The organism is Micromonospora sp. DT44 (assembly GCF_049841635.1).
GTDB lineage: Bacteria > Actinomycetota > Actinomycetes > Mycobacteriales > Micromonosporaceae > Micromonospora.
The window spans coordinates 1-16,076 of record NZ_JBNCKS010000006.1 but is presented as its reverse complement, the minus strand read 5'-3'; the positions used below and the strand labels follow the sequence as shown (position 1 = coordinate 16,076).

Here is a 16,076-nt window from a genome sequence, read left to right as displayed (position 1 = left end):
ACGGCGACGCTGAGCAGGACATGTGGGTCGGCCCAGGTGCCGGCGGCGGCCCGCGCGGGGGTCATCTCCCGCACCCGTTCGGCGTCGGTGCCGAGGTTCTCGGCGACCAGCAGGCGTCGGGACCAGCCGACGAGGCCGGCGCCCAGTTCGGCGGCCCCGGCCCCCGGCGCGGTGAGGACCGCGACCAGCGGCAGCGCCCGGCAGGCGTTCAGCGCCGGTCGGAGGTCGCGGCCGTGCGCGGTGACCACGGCCGCACCGTCCCAGGACAGTCCGGCGCGGGCGAACGCGGCGGCCACACTGGACACCGCCGGCACCACCCGCAGCGGCAGCCCGGCCGCGCGCAGCCGTCGGACGATCCCGAACAGGCCGGGATCGCCGCTGGCCAGCACGACGGCCGGCACCCGGGCGGCGACGGCGTCGGCCAGCCGGCGCAGGGCCGGGGCGAGCGGTCCGAGGACGACGGTCTGCGCGCTTCCCGGTACGGGCACCGCGGCCAGGTGCCGGGCCGCCCCGACCACCAGTCCCGCGCTGGCCAGCGCGGGGGCGAGGGCGGGATGCGGCGGCGCCCCGGCGGCGTCCAGCCCGACGACGGTCACCAGCGCGTCGGCGGCTGCCACCCTCGCCGTCGCTTCGCTCGATGTCACCCCGCCCACCAGGGCGTCCGGGGCGCTCATCGCGGCCACCGTCCGGACGAGGCGACGGCCCGCGCTCCGGCGAAGTCGACCATCGCCACGTCCACGGTGACCGTCGGCCCGGCGAAGCGTCGCAGCACCGCCTGGACCCGTTGGCAGAGCAGGTCTCCGGCCGCGCCGAGCAGGCCGGTGGCCTCCCAGAGCTCGTACGCGTGCCGCCCGGTGTTGGCCTCGGTCACGGCGGCGACGAGCGCCGGATCGCCACCGGCGTCGGCGGTCACCGCGCCGAGCAGGGACAGGTCCACCTTGGATCGGGTGTAGTGGGTCATGAGGATGCCGGCGGCGAGCTTGGCGAGCTTGCCGGCCATGCCGACGAAGACCACGCCGGTCATCGCGTCCTCGACGGCGGCGGTGACCGCCGCGCCGGTGAAGTCGCCCACCTCGACGAAGCACACCTCGGGCAGGTCGGGCAGCAGCGCGCGGGCGGCCCGCTCGGTACGCCCACCGGTGCACAGCACCACGGTCCGCTCGCCCTGGGCGGCCATGACGTGCACGGCCTGCACGACGCTGGCCCGCCAGGAGGCGGTGGAGAAGGGCCGAACGATTCCGGTGGTGCCGAGGATCGAGATGCCGCCGAGGATGCCGAGCCGCCGGTTGGTGGTCTTGCGGGCCATGATCTCGCCCCGGGGCACGCTGATGACCACGCGCACACCGACCTCGGTGAGGTCGACGACCTCGGCCACCGCCTCGCCGATCATCCGGCGGGGCGTGTCGTTGATGGCCGGGCCACCGACGGCGAGCCCGAGGCCGGGTTTGGTGACGGTGCCGACGCCGGCGCCACCGGCCAACCGCAGCCCCGGGGCGTCCGTGAAGTCCACGGTGGCGGTCAGCTCGGCGCCGTGGGTGACGTCCGGGTCGTCCCCGGCGTCCTTGACCACCACCGCCTCGGCGCGCACCGGTGGGCTGCCGGTCACCTCGCAGCGTTCCACCGGGAAGCGCACCCGTCGCCCGGCGGGCAGGCCGATCTCCACCTCCGGTTGGATCTCGCCGGTGACCAGGGCGGTGACCGCCGCCTTGGCTGCCGCGGTCGCGCACGCCCCGGTCGTCCAGCCGGTACGTAGCGCGGTGGGCCGGACCTTCGCCGTACGCGGCAGGTCCGGCTCGCGCAGCGGCGGCTCGGCGTACGTCATGGGGTTTCTGTTTCTCCGGCGCGGGCGCGGCGCAGCTCGGCGCGGGCGGCCGGTTCGGCGCGACGGAAGGTGTGGAAGTGCCCCGGGTGGTAGAGGTGTGAGCGGGTGCCCGTCGCGGCGAGGGCCGGTCCGACCAGGAACAAGGTGTGTTTCCACAGCTTGTGCCGCTTGACCGTGGCCTCCAGGGCGCCGACCGTGCAGGTCACGACCAGCTCGTCGGGCCAGGTGGCCTGGTACGCCACGACGGCCGGGGTGTCCGCCGGGTAGCCGCCGGCCAGCAGCTCGGCCTGCACCTGCCCGGAGCGGGCGGCGGAGAGGAACAGCGCCATCGTGGTGCCGTGTCGGGCGAAGTCGCGGACCCGCTCGCCGGGCGGCATGGGGGTCTTGCCGCCTTCGAGGCGGGTGAGGATCACCGACTGGGCGACCTCGGGCACGGTCAACTCCCGCCCGACGATCGCGGCCACGGCGGTGAACGACGACACCCCGGGGACGATCTCGACGGCCAGGTCGAGCGCCCGGCACAGGTCCAGTTGCTCCTGCACCGCGCCCCACAACGCCGGGTCGCCGGAGTGGATGCGCGCCACGGTCAGCCCCTGCGCGGCGGCGCGCTCGTAGAGCGGCAGCACCCCCTCGATGGGCAGTTGCGACGAGTCGATCACCTCCGCGTCGGGGCGGGCGTGGTCGAGCACGTCGGCGTGCACCAGGCTGGCCGCCCAGATCACGATGTCCGCCGTGGCGATCACGCGGGCGGCCCGCAGGGTCAGCAGGTCCGCCGCTCCCGGGCCGGCGCCGACGAACCACACCTTGCCGTCGCTGGTCACAGTTTTCCTCCTCGGTAGGCGCGCCGGGCGGGGACCAGCAGCGTGGACAGGTAGGGCAGATCGGGCACGGCGTCGTCGACCGGGCCGATCCGTTCGCCGGGCAGGCCCAGTGCACGCCCGAGCACGGCGTCGGAGAGGCGGCCCTGCCGGCGCAGCTCGGCCAACAACTCGGGGTGCCGTCGCCAGCCCTTGTAGACGACCACGGTGCCCGGCCCGGCGAGGGCGTCGGCGAACAGCGCGGGGTCGGCGGTGGCCGGCAGCAGCGTGAGCGGTTCGCGTCCCTCCACGAGCGGGGTGCCGCTGCGCGCGGCCAACTCCTGCATCGCGGTGACGCCGGGCACCGTCGCCACCCGCACGGTGGGGCGCAGGGCCCGCACGCTCTGCGCCAGGTAGCCGAAGGTGGAGTAGACGTTGGGGTCGCCGATGGTCGCGAACGCCAGCGACCCCGCGCCCGCGTCGATCGCCTCGACGACCGTCCGGGCGGCCTCGTCCCAGGCCGCCGTGCGGCGGGCGGTCACCCCGCCCCGGTCGTCGAGGGCGAACGGCAGCCGGCGCAGCCGGTCCGCCGCGACGTACTCCCGGACGGTCGCCTCGGCCCGCCCGGCGTCCGCGCCCGGGGGCGTCGGACCGGTCGTCGCGCTGGTCCCGGCCCGGTCCGCCATCACGGGTACGAAGACCACGTCGGCCTCGCGCAGGACCCGCACCGCCTTGACGGTGAGCAGTTCCGGGTCCCCAGGTCCGACGCCGACGCCGGTCAGCGTGGCGGTCATCGGGCCGCCTCGACCAGCCGGCGGGCCGCCGCGGGGTGCCCGGCCCAGTGGGTGTGCAGGTAGGAGGCGTGCACCCGGCCGTCGACGAAGCCGTGCTCGGTGTCGTTCCAGCGCCACGCCGGCGCCTCGCCGTGCCCCGGGTCGGTGGTGGTGCGGTGGAACTCGTGGCCGCGTACCGGCTCGCCCGTCCGGGCCACCGGTGAGTCGGTGACGGCCACCGCCTCGCGGTAGCCGAGGGTGAGCCGGCCGGTCATCCGGGCGGTCAGGTCCAGCCGGCCGCACATGGGTACGCCGTCCAGGGACCGCCCGAGGTAGAGCAGCCCGGCGCACTCGGCCACGATCGGCCCGTCGAAGTCGGCCAGCTCGGCGCGGAGCGTGCCGTTGCCGGCCAGCGCCTCGGCGTACGCCTCCGGGAAGCCGCCGCCGATCACCACCGCGCGGGTGCCGGCGGGCAGCGACGGGTCGCGCAGCGGATCGACGGTGACGACGTCCGCGCCGGCCGCGACGAGCAGTTCGGCGGTCTCGGCGTACGAGAAGGTGAAGGCCGGACCACCGGCGAGCGCGACACGTGGCCGCCCGACGCCGGCCGGCCCACCGACGGCCTGGACCGGGTCCCAGGCCGGGACGGTCAGCAGCGGCGCGGTCCGGGCCAGGTCGAGGACGGCGTCGAGGTCGACGGTGGCCTCGACCAGTTCGGCGAGGGCGGTGACGATCGCCAGGGACTCGGGGGCCCGCTCGGCGACCGGCACCAGCCCGAGGTGCCGGGCTGGCGCGGCGACCTCGGCGGCGCGGGTGACGGCCCCGAGCACCGGTACGCCCACCTCGGCGAGGGCGTCGCGCAGCAGGCTCTCGTGCCGGGGCGAGCCGACCCGGTTGAGGATCACGCCGCCGATCCGTACGGCGGGGTCGAACGCGGCCATGCCGAGGGTCAGCGCGGCGGCGGAGCGGCCCTGCGCGGTGGTGTCCAGCACCAGCAGCACGGGCGCGTCGACGAGCCGGGCGACGTGCGCCGTGGAGGCGAAGTCGCGGCGACCCACCGCGCCGTCGTGCAGGCCCATGACGCCCTCGATGACGGCGATGTCGGCGGGCGTGGGGACGCTCGCGCCGTGCCGCAGCAGGCCGGTGATCCGCTCGGGCCCGACCAGGAACGGGTCGAGGTTGCGACCGGGCCGGCCGGCGGCGAGGGCGTGGTAGCCGGGGTCGATGTAGTCCGGGCCGACCTTGTGCGGGCTGACCGTGAGGCCGCGTCGACGCAGCGCGGCGAGCAGCCCGGTGGCGACCGTCGTCTTGCCGTGGCCGCTGGCCGGCGCGGCGACCACCACCCGGGGCAGCGACAACGGTTCGGCGGGGGCGGTCACCACTCGATGCCCTTCTGGCCCTTCTGACCGGCGTCCATCGGGTGCTTGACCTTGGTCAGCTCGGCGACCAGATCGGCGGCGGCGACCAGGCGCGGGTCGGCGTCGCGGCCGGTGATGACGACGTGCTGGAAGCCGGGCCGGTCGGCCAGGGTGGCGACCACCTCGTCCACGTCCACCCAGCCCCACTTCATCGGGTAGGTGAACTCGTCCAGCACGTACAGCCCGTACCGCTCGGCGGCCAGGTCCCGCTGGATCTGCCGCCACCCCTCCAGGGCGTCGGCGGCGTGGTCGGCCTCGCCGCCGCGCTGGATCCAGGACCAGCCCTCACCCATCTTGTGCCAGGCCACGGGGGCGCCCTGGCCGGTACGCTCGTGCACCTCGCCGAGGGCGCGGAAGGCGTTCTCCTCCCCCACCCGCCACTTGGCGCTCTTGACGAACTGGAAGACGCCGATCGGCAGGCCGGCCGTCCAGGCCCGCAGCGCCAGCCCGAAGGCGGCCGTCGACTTCCCCTTCATCTGTCCGGTGTGGACGATCAGTAGCGGTCGATTCCGCCGCTGCCGCGTCGTCAACCCGTCAGCGGGCACGTGGCTCGGCTGTCCCTGCGGCATCAGCCCATCCCCCGTCCCGTGTCCATGCGTCCCGCGATCTTGCAGTTTCTGTCGGTCATCTGCGCGTTTCGTCCCTTCATGTCGCCACCGAAAGTGCAAGATCGCGGGGGTGGGTCAGGGTGGTCAGGGCGTGTACGGGGGCACTCAGCTGGGTTGCCAGGCGGGCGGCCAGGTTGAGGCGGATCGGGCCGCTCTCGCAGTCGACGACCACGCAGGGGGCACCCGTCGCCGCGAGGACCGCCGCCGCGCCTGCCGCCCGGTCGAGCGGGCGGGTGCCGGCGGTAGCTCTGCCGTCGGTGACGACGAGGACCAGGGGGCGACGCTTCGGATCGCGCAGGCGCTCCACCCGCAGCAGGTCCGCGGCGGCGAGCAGGCCCTCGGCCAGTGGCGTCCGCCCGCCGGTCGGCAGTTCGGCCAGGCGGGTCGACGCGGCCAGCACCGAGGAGGTGGCCGGCAGCAGCGTCCGCGCGCCGGTGCCCCGGAACGCGATCACCGCGACCTTGTCCCGCCGCTGGTACGCGTCGGTGAGCAGGGCGAGCACCGCGTCCTTCACGGTGACCATCCGCTGCTGGGCGCCCATCGAGCCGCTCGCGTCCACCACGAACAGCACCAGGTTGCCCTCGCGCCCCTCCCGGACCGCCTCCCGCAGGTCCTCCGGGCGCAGCCGCAACGGCCCGGTGAGCCGACCCCGGGCCGCCTGGTGCGGCGCGGCGGCGCGAACCGTCGCCGGCAGGTGCAGCGCGCCCACCCGGCCCGCCGGCACCCGGGCCCCGGTGGTGCGGCCCCGCCCGGTCCGCGCCCGGGAGCGCCGGCCCGGCACCCCGTCACCGACGCCGGGCGCGGTGAGGAGCCGGGCCCGCAGACCACCCCGGGGTACGGCCACCGCTCCGCCGTCCCAGTCCCGATCGTTTCCGGCGTCGCTCGGCCCCACGCCCCCGGGGCGCCGACGACGCGTGCCCTGACCGTCGGCCTGCGAACGGTCGGAGGGCTCGCCCATGCGGGCGTCGGCGGAATGCGGCTCGGGCTCGGTGTCGCGCTCATCCCCGCTGCCACCAGCCCCGTGTTGCTCCGGAGCGTCCACGCCGTTCGCGTCGAGGTCGGCGCCGTCGCGGCCCGGACCCTGCGGTCCGTTCCCATCGACGCGGTGCCCGTCGTCGGAGTCGCCCGCACCGCCCCCACCGCCGCCCGGGCCGCCACCATCGGGACCGTCGGGGCGCGGGCCAGCGGAGCCGCCGTCGTCCGGACGGCCGTCGTCGTCCGGGTCGTCGGGATGGGCGTCCTGGGCCCGTTGCAGCGCCTCGTCGAGGCGCTTCTCGTCCAGCCCCGGCGTGTCGAACGGGTCGCGGCGGCGACGGTGCGGCAGGGCGAGCCGGGCCGCCACCCGGACGTCGTCGCTGGTGACCCGGTCCCGGCCGTGCCAGGCGGCGTGGGCGAGAGCGGTTCGCGCGGTGACGATGTCGGCGCGCATCCCGTCCACATCGAACGCCGCGCACACCTCGGCGATCTGCCGCAGCGCGGCGTCCGGCAGGCGTACCCCGGGAAGCCGGCGGCGGGCGGCGGCCACCTGGGCGGCGATCTCGGCGTCGGCGTCGGCCCAGCGGGCGGCGAACCCGGCCGGGTCGGCGTCGGCGGCGAGCCGACGGCGCACGACCTCGACCCGGATCTCCGGGTCCCGGCTGGCGTTCACCTCCACGGTCAGCCCGAACCGGTCGAGCAGCTGCGGGCGCAGCTCCCCCTCCTCCGGGTTCATCGTGCCGACCAGCAGGAACCGGGCGGCGTGGCTGACCGAGACGCCCTCGCGCTCGACGTGGCTGCGGCCCATCGCCGCCGCGTCCAGCAGCAGGTCGACGAGGTGGTCGTGCAGCAGGTTGACCTCGTCCACGTAGAGCACGCCCCGGTGGGCGGCGGCGAGCAGGCCCGGTTCGAAGGCGCGTACGCCCTCGCCGAGGGCCTTCTCCAGGTCCAGCGACCCGACGACCCGGTCCTCGGCCGCGCCGACGGGCAGTTCGACGAGGCGCGCCGGGCCGGTCTCGGCGGCCGCCCCGACCGGGTGCGGCCCGTCCGGGCAGCCCGGGTCGGGTTCGGCCGGATCACACCCGAAGCGGCAGCCGGCGACCCGCCGTACCGGGGGCAGCAGCGCGGCGAGCGCGCGGACGGCGGTGGACTTCGCGGTCCCCTTCTCACCCCGCACGAGGACCCCGCCGATCGCCGGCGACACGGCGTTGAGCAGCAACGCCAGCCGCATGTCGGCCATGCCGAGCACCGCACTGAACGGGTAAGTCATGCCCGGTCCTCCAAGTCGCCCTCGCTGGCCAGGTACGTGTCGCGCAGGCGCTCCAGGGTGGCCGGCTCGGGCTTGGCCCACAGGCCCCGGTCGGCGGCCTCCAACAGCCGCTCGGTGATGCCGCGCAACGCCCACGGGTTGGACTGCTCCAGGAACTCCCGGGTGGTGTCGTCGAACAGGTAGGCGGCGGCCAGGTGCTCGTACATCCAGTCGTCCACCACACCGGCGGTGGCGTCGTAGCCGAACAGGTAGTCCACCGTGGCCGCCAGCTCGAACGCGCCCTTGTAGCCGTGCCGGCGCATCGCGGCGATCCATTTCGGGTTGACCACCCGGGCCCGGAACACCCGCCGGGTCTCCTCGCCCAGCGTGCGGGTCCGTACGTCGTGCGGCATGGCCGAGTCACCCACGTACGCCTCGGGGGACGTGCCGGTGAGGTGGCGGACCATCGCCACCATCCCGCCGTGGTACTGGAAGTAGTCGTCGGAGTCGACGATGTCGTGCTCGCGGGTGTCCTGGTTCTTCACCGCGACCGAAATCCGCGCGAACGAGCGTTCCATGTCGGCGCGCGCCTCCCGCCCGTCCAGGCCCCGGCCGTACGCGTAGCCGCCCCAGACCGCGTACACCTCGGCCAGGTCGGCGTCGCTGCGCCAGGTCCGGGCGTCGATCAGCGGCAGGAGTCCCGCCCCGTACGCGCCGGGCTTGGAGCCGAAGATGCGGGCGGTGGCCCGCCGCTCGTCGCCGTGCTCGGCGAGGTCGGCGGCGACGTGCGCCCGCAGGTAGTTGTCCTCGTCCGGCTCGTTCAGCGCGGCGACCTGCCGGACGGCGTCGTCGAGCAGCGCCACCACGTGCGGGAACGCGTCGCGGAAGAACCCGGAGATGCGCACGGTGACGTCGACGCGGGGCCGACCCAGCTCGGCCGTCGGCACTACCTCGACACCGGTGACCCGCCGGGACCGCTCGTCCCACACCGGCCGACAGCCCAGCAGCGCGAGCACCTCGGCGATGTCGTCGCCCTGCGTCCGCATGGCGCTGGTGCCCCACACGGTCAACCCCACCGAGCGGGGGTACGCCCCGGTGTCGGCGAGGTGCCGGGCCAGCAGCGAGTCGGCCAGGGCCACGCCGACGTCCCAGGCGTTGCGGCTGGGAATGGCCTTCGGGTCGACGGAGTAGAAGTTCCGGCCGGTGGGCAGCACGTTGACCAGGCCCCGGGTGGGCGAGCCGGACGGGCCGGGCGGCACGAACCGACCGTCGAGCGCGCCGAGGGTGTTGCGCAGCTCGTCGGTGGTGCGCTCCAGCCGGGGCACCAGCTCGGTGGCGGCGAACCGCAGCACCGCGGCGACGTCCGGGATCGGCTGGCCGGCCACCTCGGCGACGACCGCCTCGGCCGTGTCGGCGGTCCAGCCCAGGGTCTCCATGCCGACGACGAGCCGCCGGGCGAGGGCTTCGATCAGGTCGATGGCGTCGGCGGCGGTACCGGCCGGCCCGTCAACCGTGTCGGTCAACGCGGCCGGGAGGGCGACCCGCTGGCCCGGCGTCGCGAGCATGTCCTGTTCGTCGAGGGCGTACGCGGCCGCGAGGGCCTGCCGCAGGCCGGGCAGGGCCTGGGCGCCGCCCCAGATCTGGGGGGCGCGCAGCACCGCGAGGACCAGGTTGACGCGGGGCTCTCCGGTGGGCGCGTCGGCGAGGATGTGCAGCCCGTCGCGGATCTGTACGTCCTTGACCTCGCACAGGTAGCCGTCGAGGTGCAGCACGAAGTCGTCGAAGTCGTCCGCGTCGGGCATCGCCTCGGTGTGCAGGTCGTGGTGCAGCTCGGCGGCGCGGACCAGATCCCAGATCTGCGCCCGCACGGTCGGCACCTTGGCCGGGTCGAGCGCCTGCACGGTGGCGTACTCGTCGAGCAGTTGCTCCAGTTTGGCCAGGTCGCCGTAGGTTTCGGCGCGGGCCATCGGCGGCACCAGGTGGTCGACGACCACGGCGTGCGCCCGCCGCTTGGCCTGGGTGCCCTCGCCGGGGTCGTTGACGATGAACGGGTAGACGAGCGGCAGGTCCGCGAGGACCGCGTCGGGCGCGCAGTCGGCGGCCAGACCGAGGCCCTTGCCGGGCAGCCACTCCAGGGTGCCGTGCTTGCCCAGGTGCACCACGGCGTCCGCGCCGAAGCCGCCGTCCGCGACCGGCGCGGCGAGCCAGCGGTACGCGGCCAGGTAGTGGTGGCTCGGCGGCAGGTCCGGGTCGTGGTAGATGGCGATCGGGTTCTCCCCGAAACCGCGCGGCGGTTGGATCAGCAGCACCACGTTGCCGAAGCGCAGCCCGGCCAGCACGATGTCGCCGCCCTCGGTGTACAACTCGCCGGGCGGCTCGCCCCAGTGCTCCCGCATCCGCTCGCGCAGTTCGGCTGGCACCTGGTCGAACCAGCGCCGGTAGGTCTGCCCCGGTATCCGGGCCTCGGCGGCGGCCAACTGTTCCGGGGTGAGCCACTCCACGTCGTGCCCGCCGGCGGCGATCAGGGCGTGGATCAGCGCGTCACCGTCGGTGGGCGGCGGCGTGTCCCCGAGGTCGTAGCCCGCCTCGGCGAGCGCGGCGAACAGCCGGACCGCCGAGGCCGGGGTGTCCAGCCCGACGGCGTTGCCGACCCGCGAGTGCTTGGTGGGGTACGAGCTGAGCACCACAGCGATCCGCTTGTCGGCGTTCGGCACGTCCCGCAGCCGGGCGTGACGCACCGCGATGCCGGCGACGCGGGCGGCCCGCTCGGGGTCGGCGGCGTACACCGAGAGCCCGTCGGCGTCGACCTGCTTGAACGAGAACGGCACGGTGACGATCCGGCCGTCGAACTCGGGGATGGCCACCTGCATCGCGGCGTCCAACGGGGACAGCCCGGCGTCGCTGGCCGCCCACTGCTCCCGGGTGCTGGTGAGGCAGAGCGCCTGGATGACCGGCACGTCCAGGGCGGCGAGCGCGCCGACGTCCCAGGCGTCCTCGTCGCCGCCGGAGGAGGCGTCCGCCGCGACCGCGCCGCCGGCCGCGAGGACGGTGACCAGCAACGCGTCGCATCGGGCGAACAGCCCGAGCGGGCCGGCGCCGGTGGTCAGCCCGCGCAGCGAGCCGCAGAAGATCGGCAGTGGGTTGCCGCCGGCCGCGCGCACCGCCTCGGCCAGCACATCGACGAACGCGGTGTTGCCGGCCAGGGCGTGCGCCCGGTAGAAGACGATCCCGATGGTGGGACGATCCGGTTCGGTGGGGTGCTCGCCGTACACGCCGTAGGCCGGGGTCGGCGCGGGCGGTGCGAACCCCTCCCCGGTGAGCAGGACCGTGTCGGAGAGGAACCGGGCCAGCTCCCCCAGATTGTCCGGACCACCCTCGACCAGGTACGCGAGGGCCTGGGCGACCACCCCGGACGGCACCGTGGAGACCGCCATCAGCTCCGCGTCCGGCAGCGCCTCGCCGCCGAGGACGACCGTGGGCACGCCGCTGGCGAGCACGGCGGCGAGGCCGTCCGGCCACGCCTGCCGACCGCCGAGCAGGCGTACGACGGCGAGGTCGACCCCGTGGAGCAGGGCGGGCACCTCGTCGGCCGCCACCCGGGCGGGATTGGCGAGCCGGTAGTCGGCGTCGCTGGCGCGGGCGGCCAGCAGGTCGGTATCGGCGGTGGAGAGCAGCAGAATGCGCACGGCAGGCTCCGGACAGTAACGTCGGCGCGCTCGCGAAGGCGGTTCGGCGACGACGTGCGGGTGGGCGCGGGGTTCAGCGGGCACCGCGACCCGGACCGCTCACCGGCGTGGGGCCGGCGGCGACGGGTGGCGTGGTGCGGACCTCAGCGGTGAACGGAGTCGATGCCCATCGCGGCGAGAGCACGGCTGCGGTGCGGGAGACGGCAGCGGCCGTCGATGATGGAGACGCCATGCGTCATCGGGTCCTCCTCGGGTGTCCACGCCCTGGGGTACGTCCCGACGGCCGAAGTATCCTGGCTTCCGGATCGACGCTCTCCCCCGGCCTTCCAGCCGCAGACACACGGCCGTGACTCGCGAGGGGGGATCGCTCCCCGGTGACAGTGGCGGGACCGCGTCGGAATCGCACCGACTTCCTTCACTGCCGTCAGGCCGCGAATGCTGCCACACCTGCCGACCGCCGGTCAACGCGGACCACGGCGTCGACCGGCGACGCTCGCCACATTGACCTGCGGATATATCGGCGCGGAGGGTTGCGTCGTGCCGCAGTGGCGGGCAGCCGAACTGGTTCGTCGACGGCGCGGTGATCCCACGGCGGGGCAGTGTGTGTACGGGCCCTTTGGAGCTGATGTCATAGACGATTCGCCCCGCGGGAGGGGGTCATGGACGCCCAGCCGGCGACGTGACGTTCCGGGTGGGCCCGGCCCCAGGTCCGTATCCGTTCCGGACGCCGGCGGGCGCCAAGGAGCGGACACGTGATCGGCCTGGGTCACTCTCGCTGAGAGGGGCGCGGCCGGCGGGTCATCGACAGCCAGCCGAGGAAACGCGCGTGCATCAGGGCAAGGTCGGGGCGCCCGCCGAGACCATACAAGTCGTGGATGGCCTCGTTCATGCAGGACGTCAGGTAGAGGGCCAGGCGCCAGCGAGTGGCCGTAGAACTCGGCGACGAGATCGAGTTGCGCGCGGGAACATGGCCACGCGGCGGCGCAGTTGCGGCACAACCACGCGGGACGCGTGGGCAGGTGCGGGCGGGACCGTGGGCTCACACCCCTGACCCTGCTCACCACGACCACCGCGATCCATCACAGTGGGTGATTCCTCGATGGATAACTTTCATCCGCCGACCGGATGTCCTGCCGGCATGCCGTTCCGCTACTGGATAAGCTGGCCCTCGGCCCTCGGCCCTCGGGCAGGAAGGGAGCCAGCCGTGAGCGTCCGCACAACTGCCGCGCTCACCACTGACGACCTGCTCTGGGACAGCACCGACATGCTCGATGCCTTGGCCGCTCGCGACGTCGCTCAGGTATTCCGCCTCGTCCAGCGAGCCACCCGCGCCAGCCAAACCACTCTCGGCGTCGCCACCGGCCTCAGCCAGGCTCAGATCAGCGAGATCACCAGCGGTGCCCGCCGGGTCAGCAGCATTGATGTCCTCACCCGCATCTGCACCGGCTTGTCCATGCCACGCCACGCACGCATGGCGCTTCTCCTCGGCGAACGCGAGCCGGCCACTGACCTCGCCGGACACCAGGTCAGCACGGCAGGACGGGACCGCTGTGCTGATGTCCGCGCGATTTATTCCAGCCGATCAGATTTCATGGCGGAGCTGCCCCCGCGAGCCCTTTTCGACCATGCCACGGACATCCGAGCGTCCGGCCTGTCACTCAACCTCATCTGTCAGCAGTACGGCGACAATCGCCTCCTGAAACTCCTCGCCGCCGGCACCCGCCTCCGTTGCCTGTTCCTTGACCCGGCCGGCGAGGTGATCAGGCGGCAGGAGCGGGAGGACGACTATCCAGACGGACACCTCAGCGCGCTCACCGAACTCAACATCCAGAACCTGGCTCGCCGCATTCGTGACCGGCTCCCCGCGGATGCCCGAGACAACCTCGCCATCGGCGTCTACGACGAGTCCATTCGCGCCAACGTCCTCTTGATCGATGGTCGCCTCTGCGTTGTCCAGCACTACCTACCGCAGATGCGCGGGGTGGACTGCCCGACGCTGGTCATCGAGCGCAGCGCCAGCCCCTCCGGTCTCTATCCGATATTCGATGAGATGTTCACCTCGCTGTGGGAGCGCAGCCGCCAGCTATGACCGACTACGCGCACCTCCTCCCTCTCGCACAGGAGGCCGTTGACCTGGCACACGACCTGATGCGGAAGCTTCAGCCCGGTGCTTTGACGTTCAAGGGTGACCGCGACATGGCCTCGGACGTGGATTACGCCATCGAGCGAGCGGTCCGCGAGCACCTGGCCGCCAAGGCGCCTGACATCGGTTTCCTCGGCGAGGAGTACGGCAGCAGCGGCGACACCAGCGCACTGACCTGGGCGCTCGATCCAGTCGACGGCACCGTGAACTTCATCCACGGCTCGCCCCTGTGCGCGATCTCTCTCGGCCTCATCCACCGCACACACGCCGTCCTTGGTGTCATCGACCTCCCGTTCCTCGGTAGCCGCTACCACGCCGTGCAGGGGCACGGCGCCTACGCCGACAACCGACGCATCCGCGCCAGCCAGATCACCGATCTCCGGGACGCCGTCGTCGCCATCGGCGACTATGCGGTCGGTGCCGAGGCCAGCCGGAAGAACACCGAGCGGCTTGCCATCACCGAGCAACTCACCCGGCACGTCCAACGGATACGCATGCACGGGTCAGCCGCAATCGACCTCGTCTGGTTGGCTCACGGCCGGATCGACGCGTTCGTCATGCTCAACAACAACCCGTGGGACACCGTCGCGGGCGTCGTCATCGCCAGAGAGGCTGGCGCGCTGGTGGTCGACATCGACGGCACGCCCCACGACGTGAACGCTGCCGCCACGATCGGTGGGGGCAAGCTGATCCTTCCACCCGTCCTCACGCTCATCCAGCGATCACTCACACAGGCGAAACCCGCTTGAGCCCGCTCACGGCCGGACCGGCTCAGCGGGCGCGGCGCTCCGGGTGTGCCCGGTTCCACACCCGCATCCGCTCCGGATAGCCGGTGCGGGCCGCCTCGTACAGCGGCACCGCGTGCTTGCGGGCGATGTCGCCCGCCGCCCGGGGTGTGCCGGTGCGGCGACGGATCCACTCCCCGTCGTGGGCGATCGCGACCACGGTGGTGTCGGTGGCGGTGGTCTCCGGTTCCAGGTAGAACTCCACACCCCGCCGACTGGTGACGAACGCCTCCAGCGCGGCGAGGTCCTCCCGGGTGGCCTCACGGTCCAGCTTCGTCGGGGTCGCCTCGCCGCGGCGAGACCGCCGGTTGAACCAGCCCATGCCCAGCCCCTCTCCTTCGACACCACTCCCAGTTCAGCACCGATTCCTGGCAATCGGCTGCACGACGGGTGGGAGAAATCTGACTCCGCCGGGGCGGAACCCGACGCGCGCGGGTGGTGTCATCAGTGCGAGTCCGACCGGAGGTTCCCCTGGACGACGACGTGCTCGTCACCCGCGCCCGAGCCGGTGACCTGGAGGCGTACGACCTCCTGGTCGCCCGGCACACCGCGTCCGCGTACCGGACGGCGGTGCTGCTCGGGGCCGGTTCGGACTCCGAGGACGTCGTCCAGGAGGCGTTCGTGAAGGGCTACCGCAAGCTGTCCCGTTACCGGGGAGAGTCGTCCTTCCGCTCCTGGTTGCTCGCGATCGTCGCGAACGAGACCCGCAACCTGCACCGGTCCCGCACGCGCCGGGACGGCCTGGTCCTGCGGGCGGCGGCGAACCCCCCGCCCGAGGTCACCGGGGATGACGCCGTCGACGCCGTCCTGGCCGGCGAGCGTCGGGCCGCGCTGGTGGCGGCCCTGCGGCAGCTGCCGGTACGCGACCGTGAGGTGATCGTCTGCCGGTTCTTCCTCGATCTCGGCGAGCAGGAGACGGGCGTCATGCTCAGCTGGCCCCGGGGAACGGTGAAGTCGCGTACCTCACGGGCACTGGCGAAGCTGCGCGCCCTGCTCGCCGACGAGGAGGTGCGTCATGGATGACCTCGCCCGGGACGACCTGGAAGCGGAGCTGCGTGACCTCGGCGGCTGGCTGGACACGCCCGCCGCGCCGGACGTGAGCGCACGGGTGCGCGACCGGCTCGTCGGCGACGTACGCGGGCGACGTCGGTGGCGCTCGCTGGCCGCGGCAGCGCTCGTTGCCCTGCTGGTCGCGGCGCTGCCGCCGGCGCGTGCGGCCGTCGCCGACGCGGTCGGCGAGGTGCTGCGCTTCGCCGGCGTCGGCATCGTCACGTCGTCCACGCCGTCGCCGCCCGAGGACGAGCCGTCACCCCTGCCGTCGCTGCGGATGGTGGGGCTCGACGAGGCGCGGCGGGCGGTACGCTTCCCGATCCGGGTGCCGGTCGCGCTCGGCCCGCCCGAGCGGGTGTCGGTCGCCGACCCCGACGGCGCCGGCGCGTACCGGGTCGCGACGCTGCTGTACGAGGGCGGCGCGGTGCGTCTCGACGCGTTCGACGGTCGCCTCGACCTGACCTTCCACAAGCGGACCAGCCGGCCGGGTGCGGAGTGGACGCAGGTCGACGGCGACTTCGCCGTGTGGGTCGACGGTCCGCACGTGCTGTCCTACGTCGACCGGTCGGGGCAGATCCGCCGGGAGACCGCCCGACTCGCCGCGTCGACCCTGATCTGGGAGCAGGCCGGCGTGACCTACCGGCTGGAGGGCGCGCGCGGCATGGCCGAGGCGCTCGAGATCGCCCGCTCGCTCCCCTAGGTGACTGGTGTTAAACGATGGCTGCCACTGGCGTGGCGGCCATCGCTTTCTGTCTATTTTAGGTAGTTTG

13 protein-coding genes and 1 riboswitch are annotated in these 16,076 nt (G+C 73.8%); of the genes, 4 read left to right on the top strand and 9 right to left on the bottom strand.

Going from position 1 to position 16,076, the window contains the following annotated elements; all coding sequences use genetic code 11:
- The 8 genes from cbiE to cobN all read right to left on the bottom strand — a co-directional run.
- Nucleotides 1-674, bottom strand: a 674-nt coding sequence (cbiE, locus tag ACLQ25_RS04955) for a precorrin-6y C5,15-methyltransferase (decarboxylating) subunit CbiE (RefSeq protein ID WP_425729497.1), incomplete at its 3' end; no start/stop codon positions are given.
- Nucleotides 671-1,822, bottom strand: coding sequence for a cobalt-precorrin-5B (C(1))-methyltransferase (locus ACLQ25_RS04950; RefSeq protein WP_425729495.1), 1,152 nt, complete (start codon nt 1,820-1,822; stop codon nt 671-673). The genes ACLQ25_RS04950 and cbiE, both read right to left, overlap by 4 nt.
- Nucleotides 1,819-2,643, bottom strand: a complete 825-nt coding sequence (gene cobM / locus ACLQ25_RS04945) for a precorrin-4 C(11)-methyltransferase (RefSeq protein WP_425729493.1) — start codon at nt 2,641-2,643, stop codon at nt 1,819-1,821. The genes ACLQ25_RS04950 and cobM overlap by 4 nt, the downstream gene beginning before the upstream one ends.
- Nucleotides 2,640-3,413: a precorrin-2 C(20)-methyltransferase gene (gene cobI, locus ACLQ25_RS04940; protein ID WP_425729491.1), complete on the bottom strand. Its 774-nt coding sequence runs from the start codon at nt 3,411-3,413 to the stop codon at nt 2,640-2,642. Before cobI ends, cobM begins: the two co-directional genes overlap by 4 nt.
- Nucleotides 3,410-4,771, bottom strand: a complete 1,362-nt coding sequence (locus ACLQ25_RS04935) for a cobyrinate a,c-diamide synthase (protein WP_425729489.1) — start codon at nt 4,769-4,771, stop codon at nt 3,410-3,412. The genes cobI and ACLQ25_RS04935 overlap by 4 nt, the downstream gene beginning before the upstream one ends.
- The gene (cobO, locus tag ACLQ25_RS04930; RefSeq protein ID WP_396798282.1) at nt 4,768-5,379 is read right to left on the bottom strand and encodes a cob(I)yrinic acid a,c-diamide adenosyltransferase; all 612 of its coding nucleotides are present in this window, start codon (nt 5,377-5,379) and stop codon (nt 4,768-4,770) included. The genes ACLQ25_RS04935 and cobO overlap by 4 nt, the downstream gene beginning before the upstream one ends.
- 76 nt (nt 5,380-5,455) lie before the next feature.
- Entirely contained in the window at nt 5,456-7,663 is a 2,208-nt protein-coding gene (locus tag ACLQ25_RS04925) for a magnesium chelatase subunit D family protein (RefSeq protein WP_425729486.1), read from the bottom strand.
- Nucleotides 7,660-11,328, bottom strand: coding sequence for a cobaltochelatase subunit CobN (gene cobN, locus ACLQ25_RS04920; RefSeq protein ID WP_425729484.1), 3,669 nt, complete (start codon nt 11,326-11,328; stop codon nt 7,660-7,662). Before cobN ends, ACLQ25_RS04925 begins: the two co-directional genes overlap by 4 nt.
- Before the next feature lie 264 nt (nt 11,329-11,592).
- Nucleotides 11,593-11,769, bottom strand: a riboswitch (cobalamin riboswitch).
- A 763-nt stretch (nt 11,770-12,532) separates the two neighbouring features.
- Between cobN and ACLQ25_RS04915 the strand changes: the two genes are divergently transcribed.
- Together ACLQ25_RS04915 and ACLQ25_RS04910 are read left to right on the top strand one after the other, a co-directional pair.
- Nucleotides 12,533-13,417: a DUF5919 domain-containing protein gene (locus tag ACLQ25_RS04915; protein ID WP_425729483.1), complete on the top strand. Its 885-nt coding sequence runs from the start codon at nt 12,533-12,535 to the stop codon at nt 13,415-13,417.
- The gene (locus tag ACLQ25_RS04910; RefSeq protein ID WP_425729481.1) at nt 13,414-14,220 is read left to right on the top strand and encodes an inositol monophosphatase family protein; all 807 of its coding nucleotides are present in this window, start codon (nt 13,414-13,416) and stop codon (nt 14,218-14,220) included. Before ACLQ25_RS04915 ends, ACLQ25_RS04910 begins: the two co-directional genes overlap by 4 nt.
- Before the next feature lie 22 nt (nt 14,221-14,242).
- Here the strand turns inward: ACLQ25_RS04910 and ACLQ25_RS04905 are convergent, their stop codons facing one another.
- The gene (locus ACLQ25_RS04905; RefSeq protein ID WP_425729479.1) at nt 14,243-14,578 is read right to left on the bottom strand and encodes a hypothetical protein; all 336 of its coding nucleotides are present in this window, start codon (nt 14,576-14,578) and stop codon (nt 14,243-14,245) included.
- A 125-nt stretch (nt 14,579-14,703) separates the two neighbouring features.
- Between ACLQ25_RS04905 and ACLQ25_RS04900 the strand changes: the two genes are divergently transcribed.
- Together ACLQ25_RS04900 and ACLQ25_RS04895 are read left to right on the top strand one after the other, a co-directional pair.
- Nucleotides 14,704-15,279: an RNA polymerase sigma factor gene (locus tag ACLQ25_RS04900; RefSeq protein WP_425729477.1), complete on the top strand. Its 576-nt coding sequence runs from the start codon at nt 14,704-14,706 to the stop codon at nt 15,277-15,279.
- Entirely contained in the window at nt 15,272-16,006 is a 735-nt protein-coding gene (locus ACLQ25_RS04895) for a hypothetical protein (RefSeq protein ID WP_425729475.1), read from the top strand. Before ACLQ25_RS04900 ends, ACLQ25_RS04895 begins: the two co-directional genes overlap by 8 nt.
- Nucleotides 16,007-16,076: the final 70 nt, after the last annotated feature.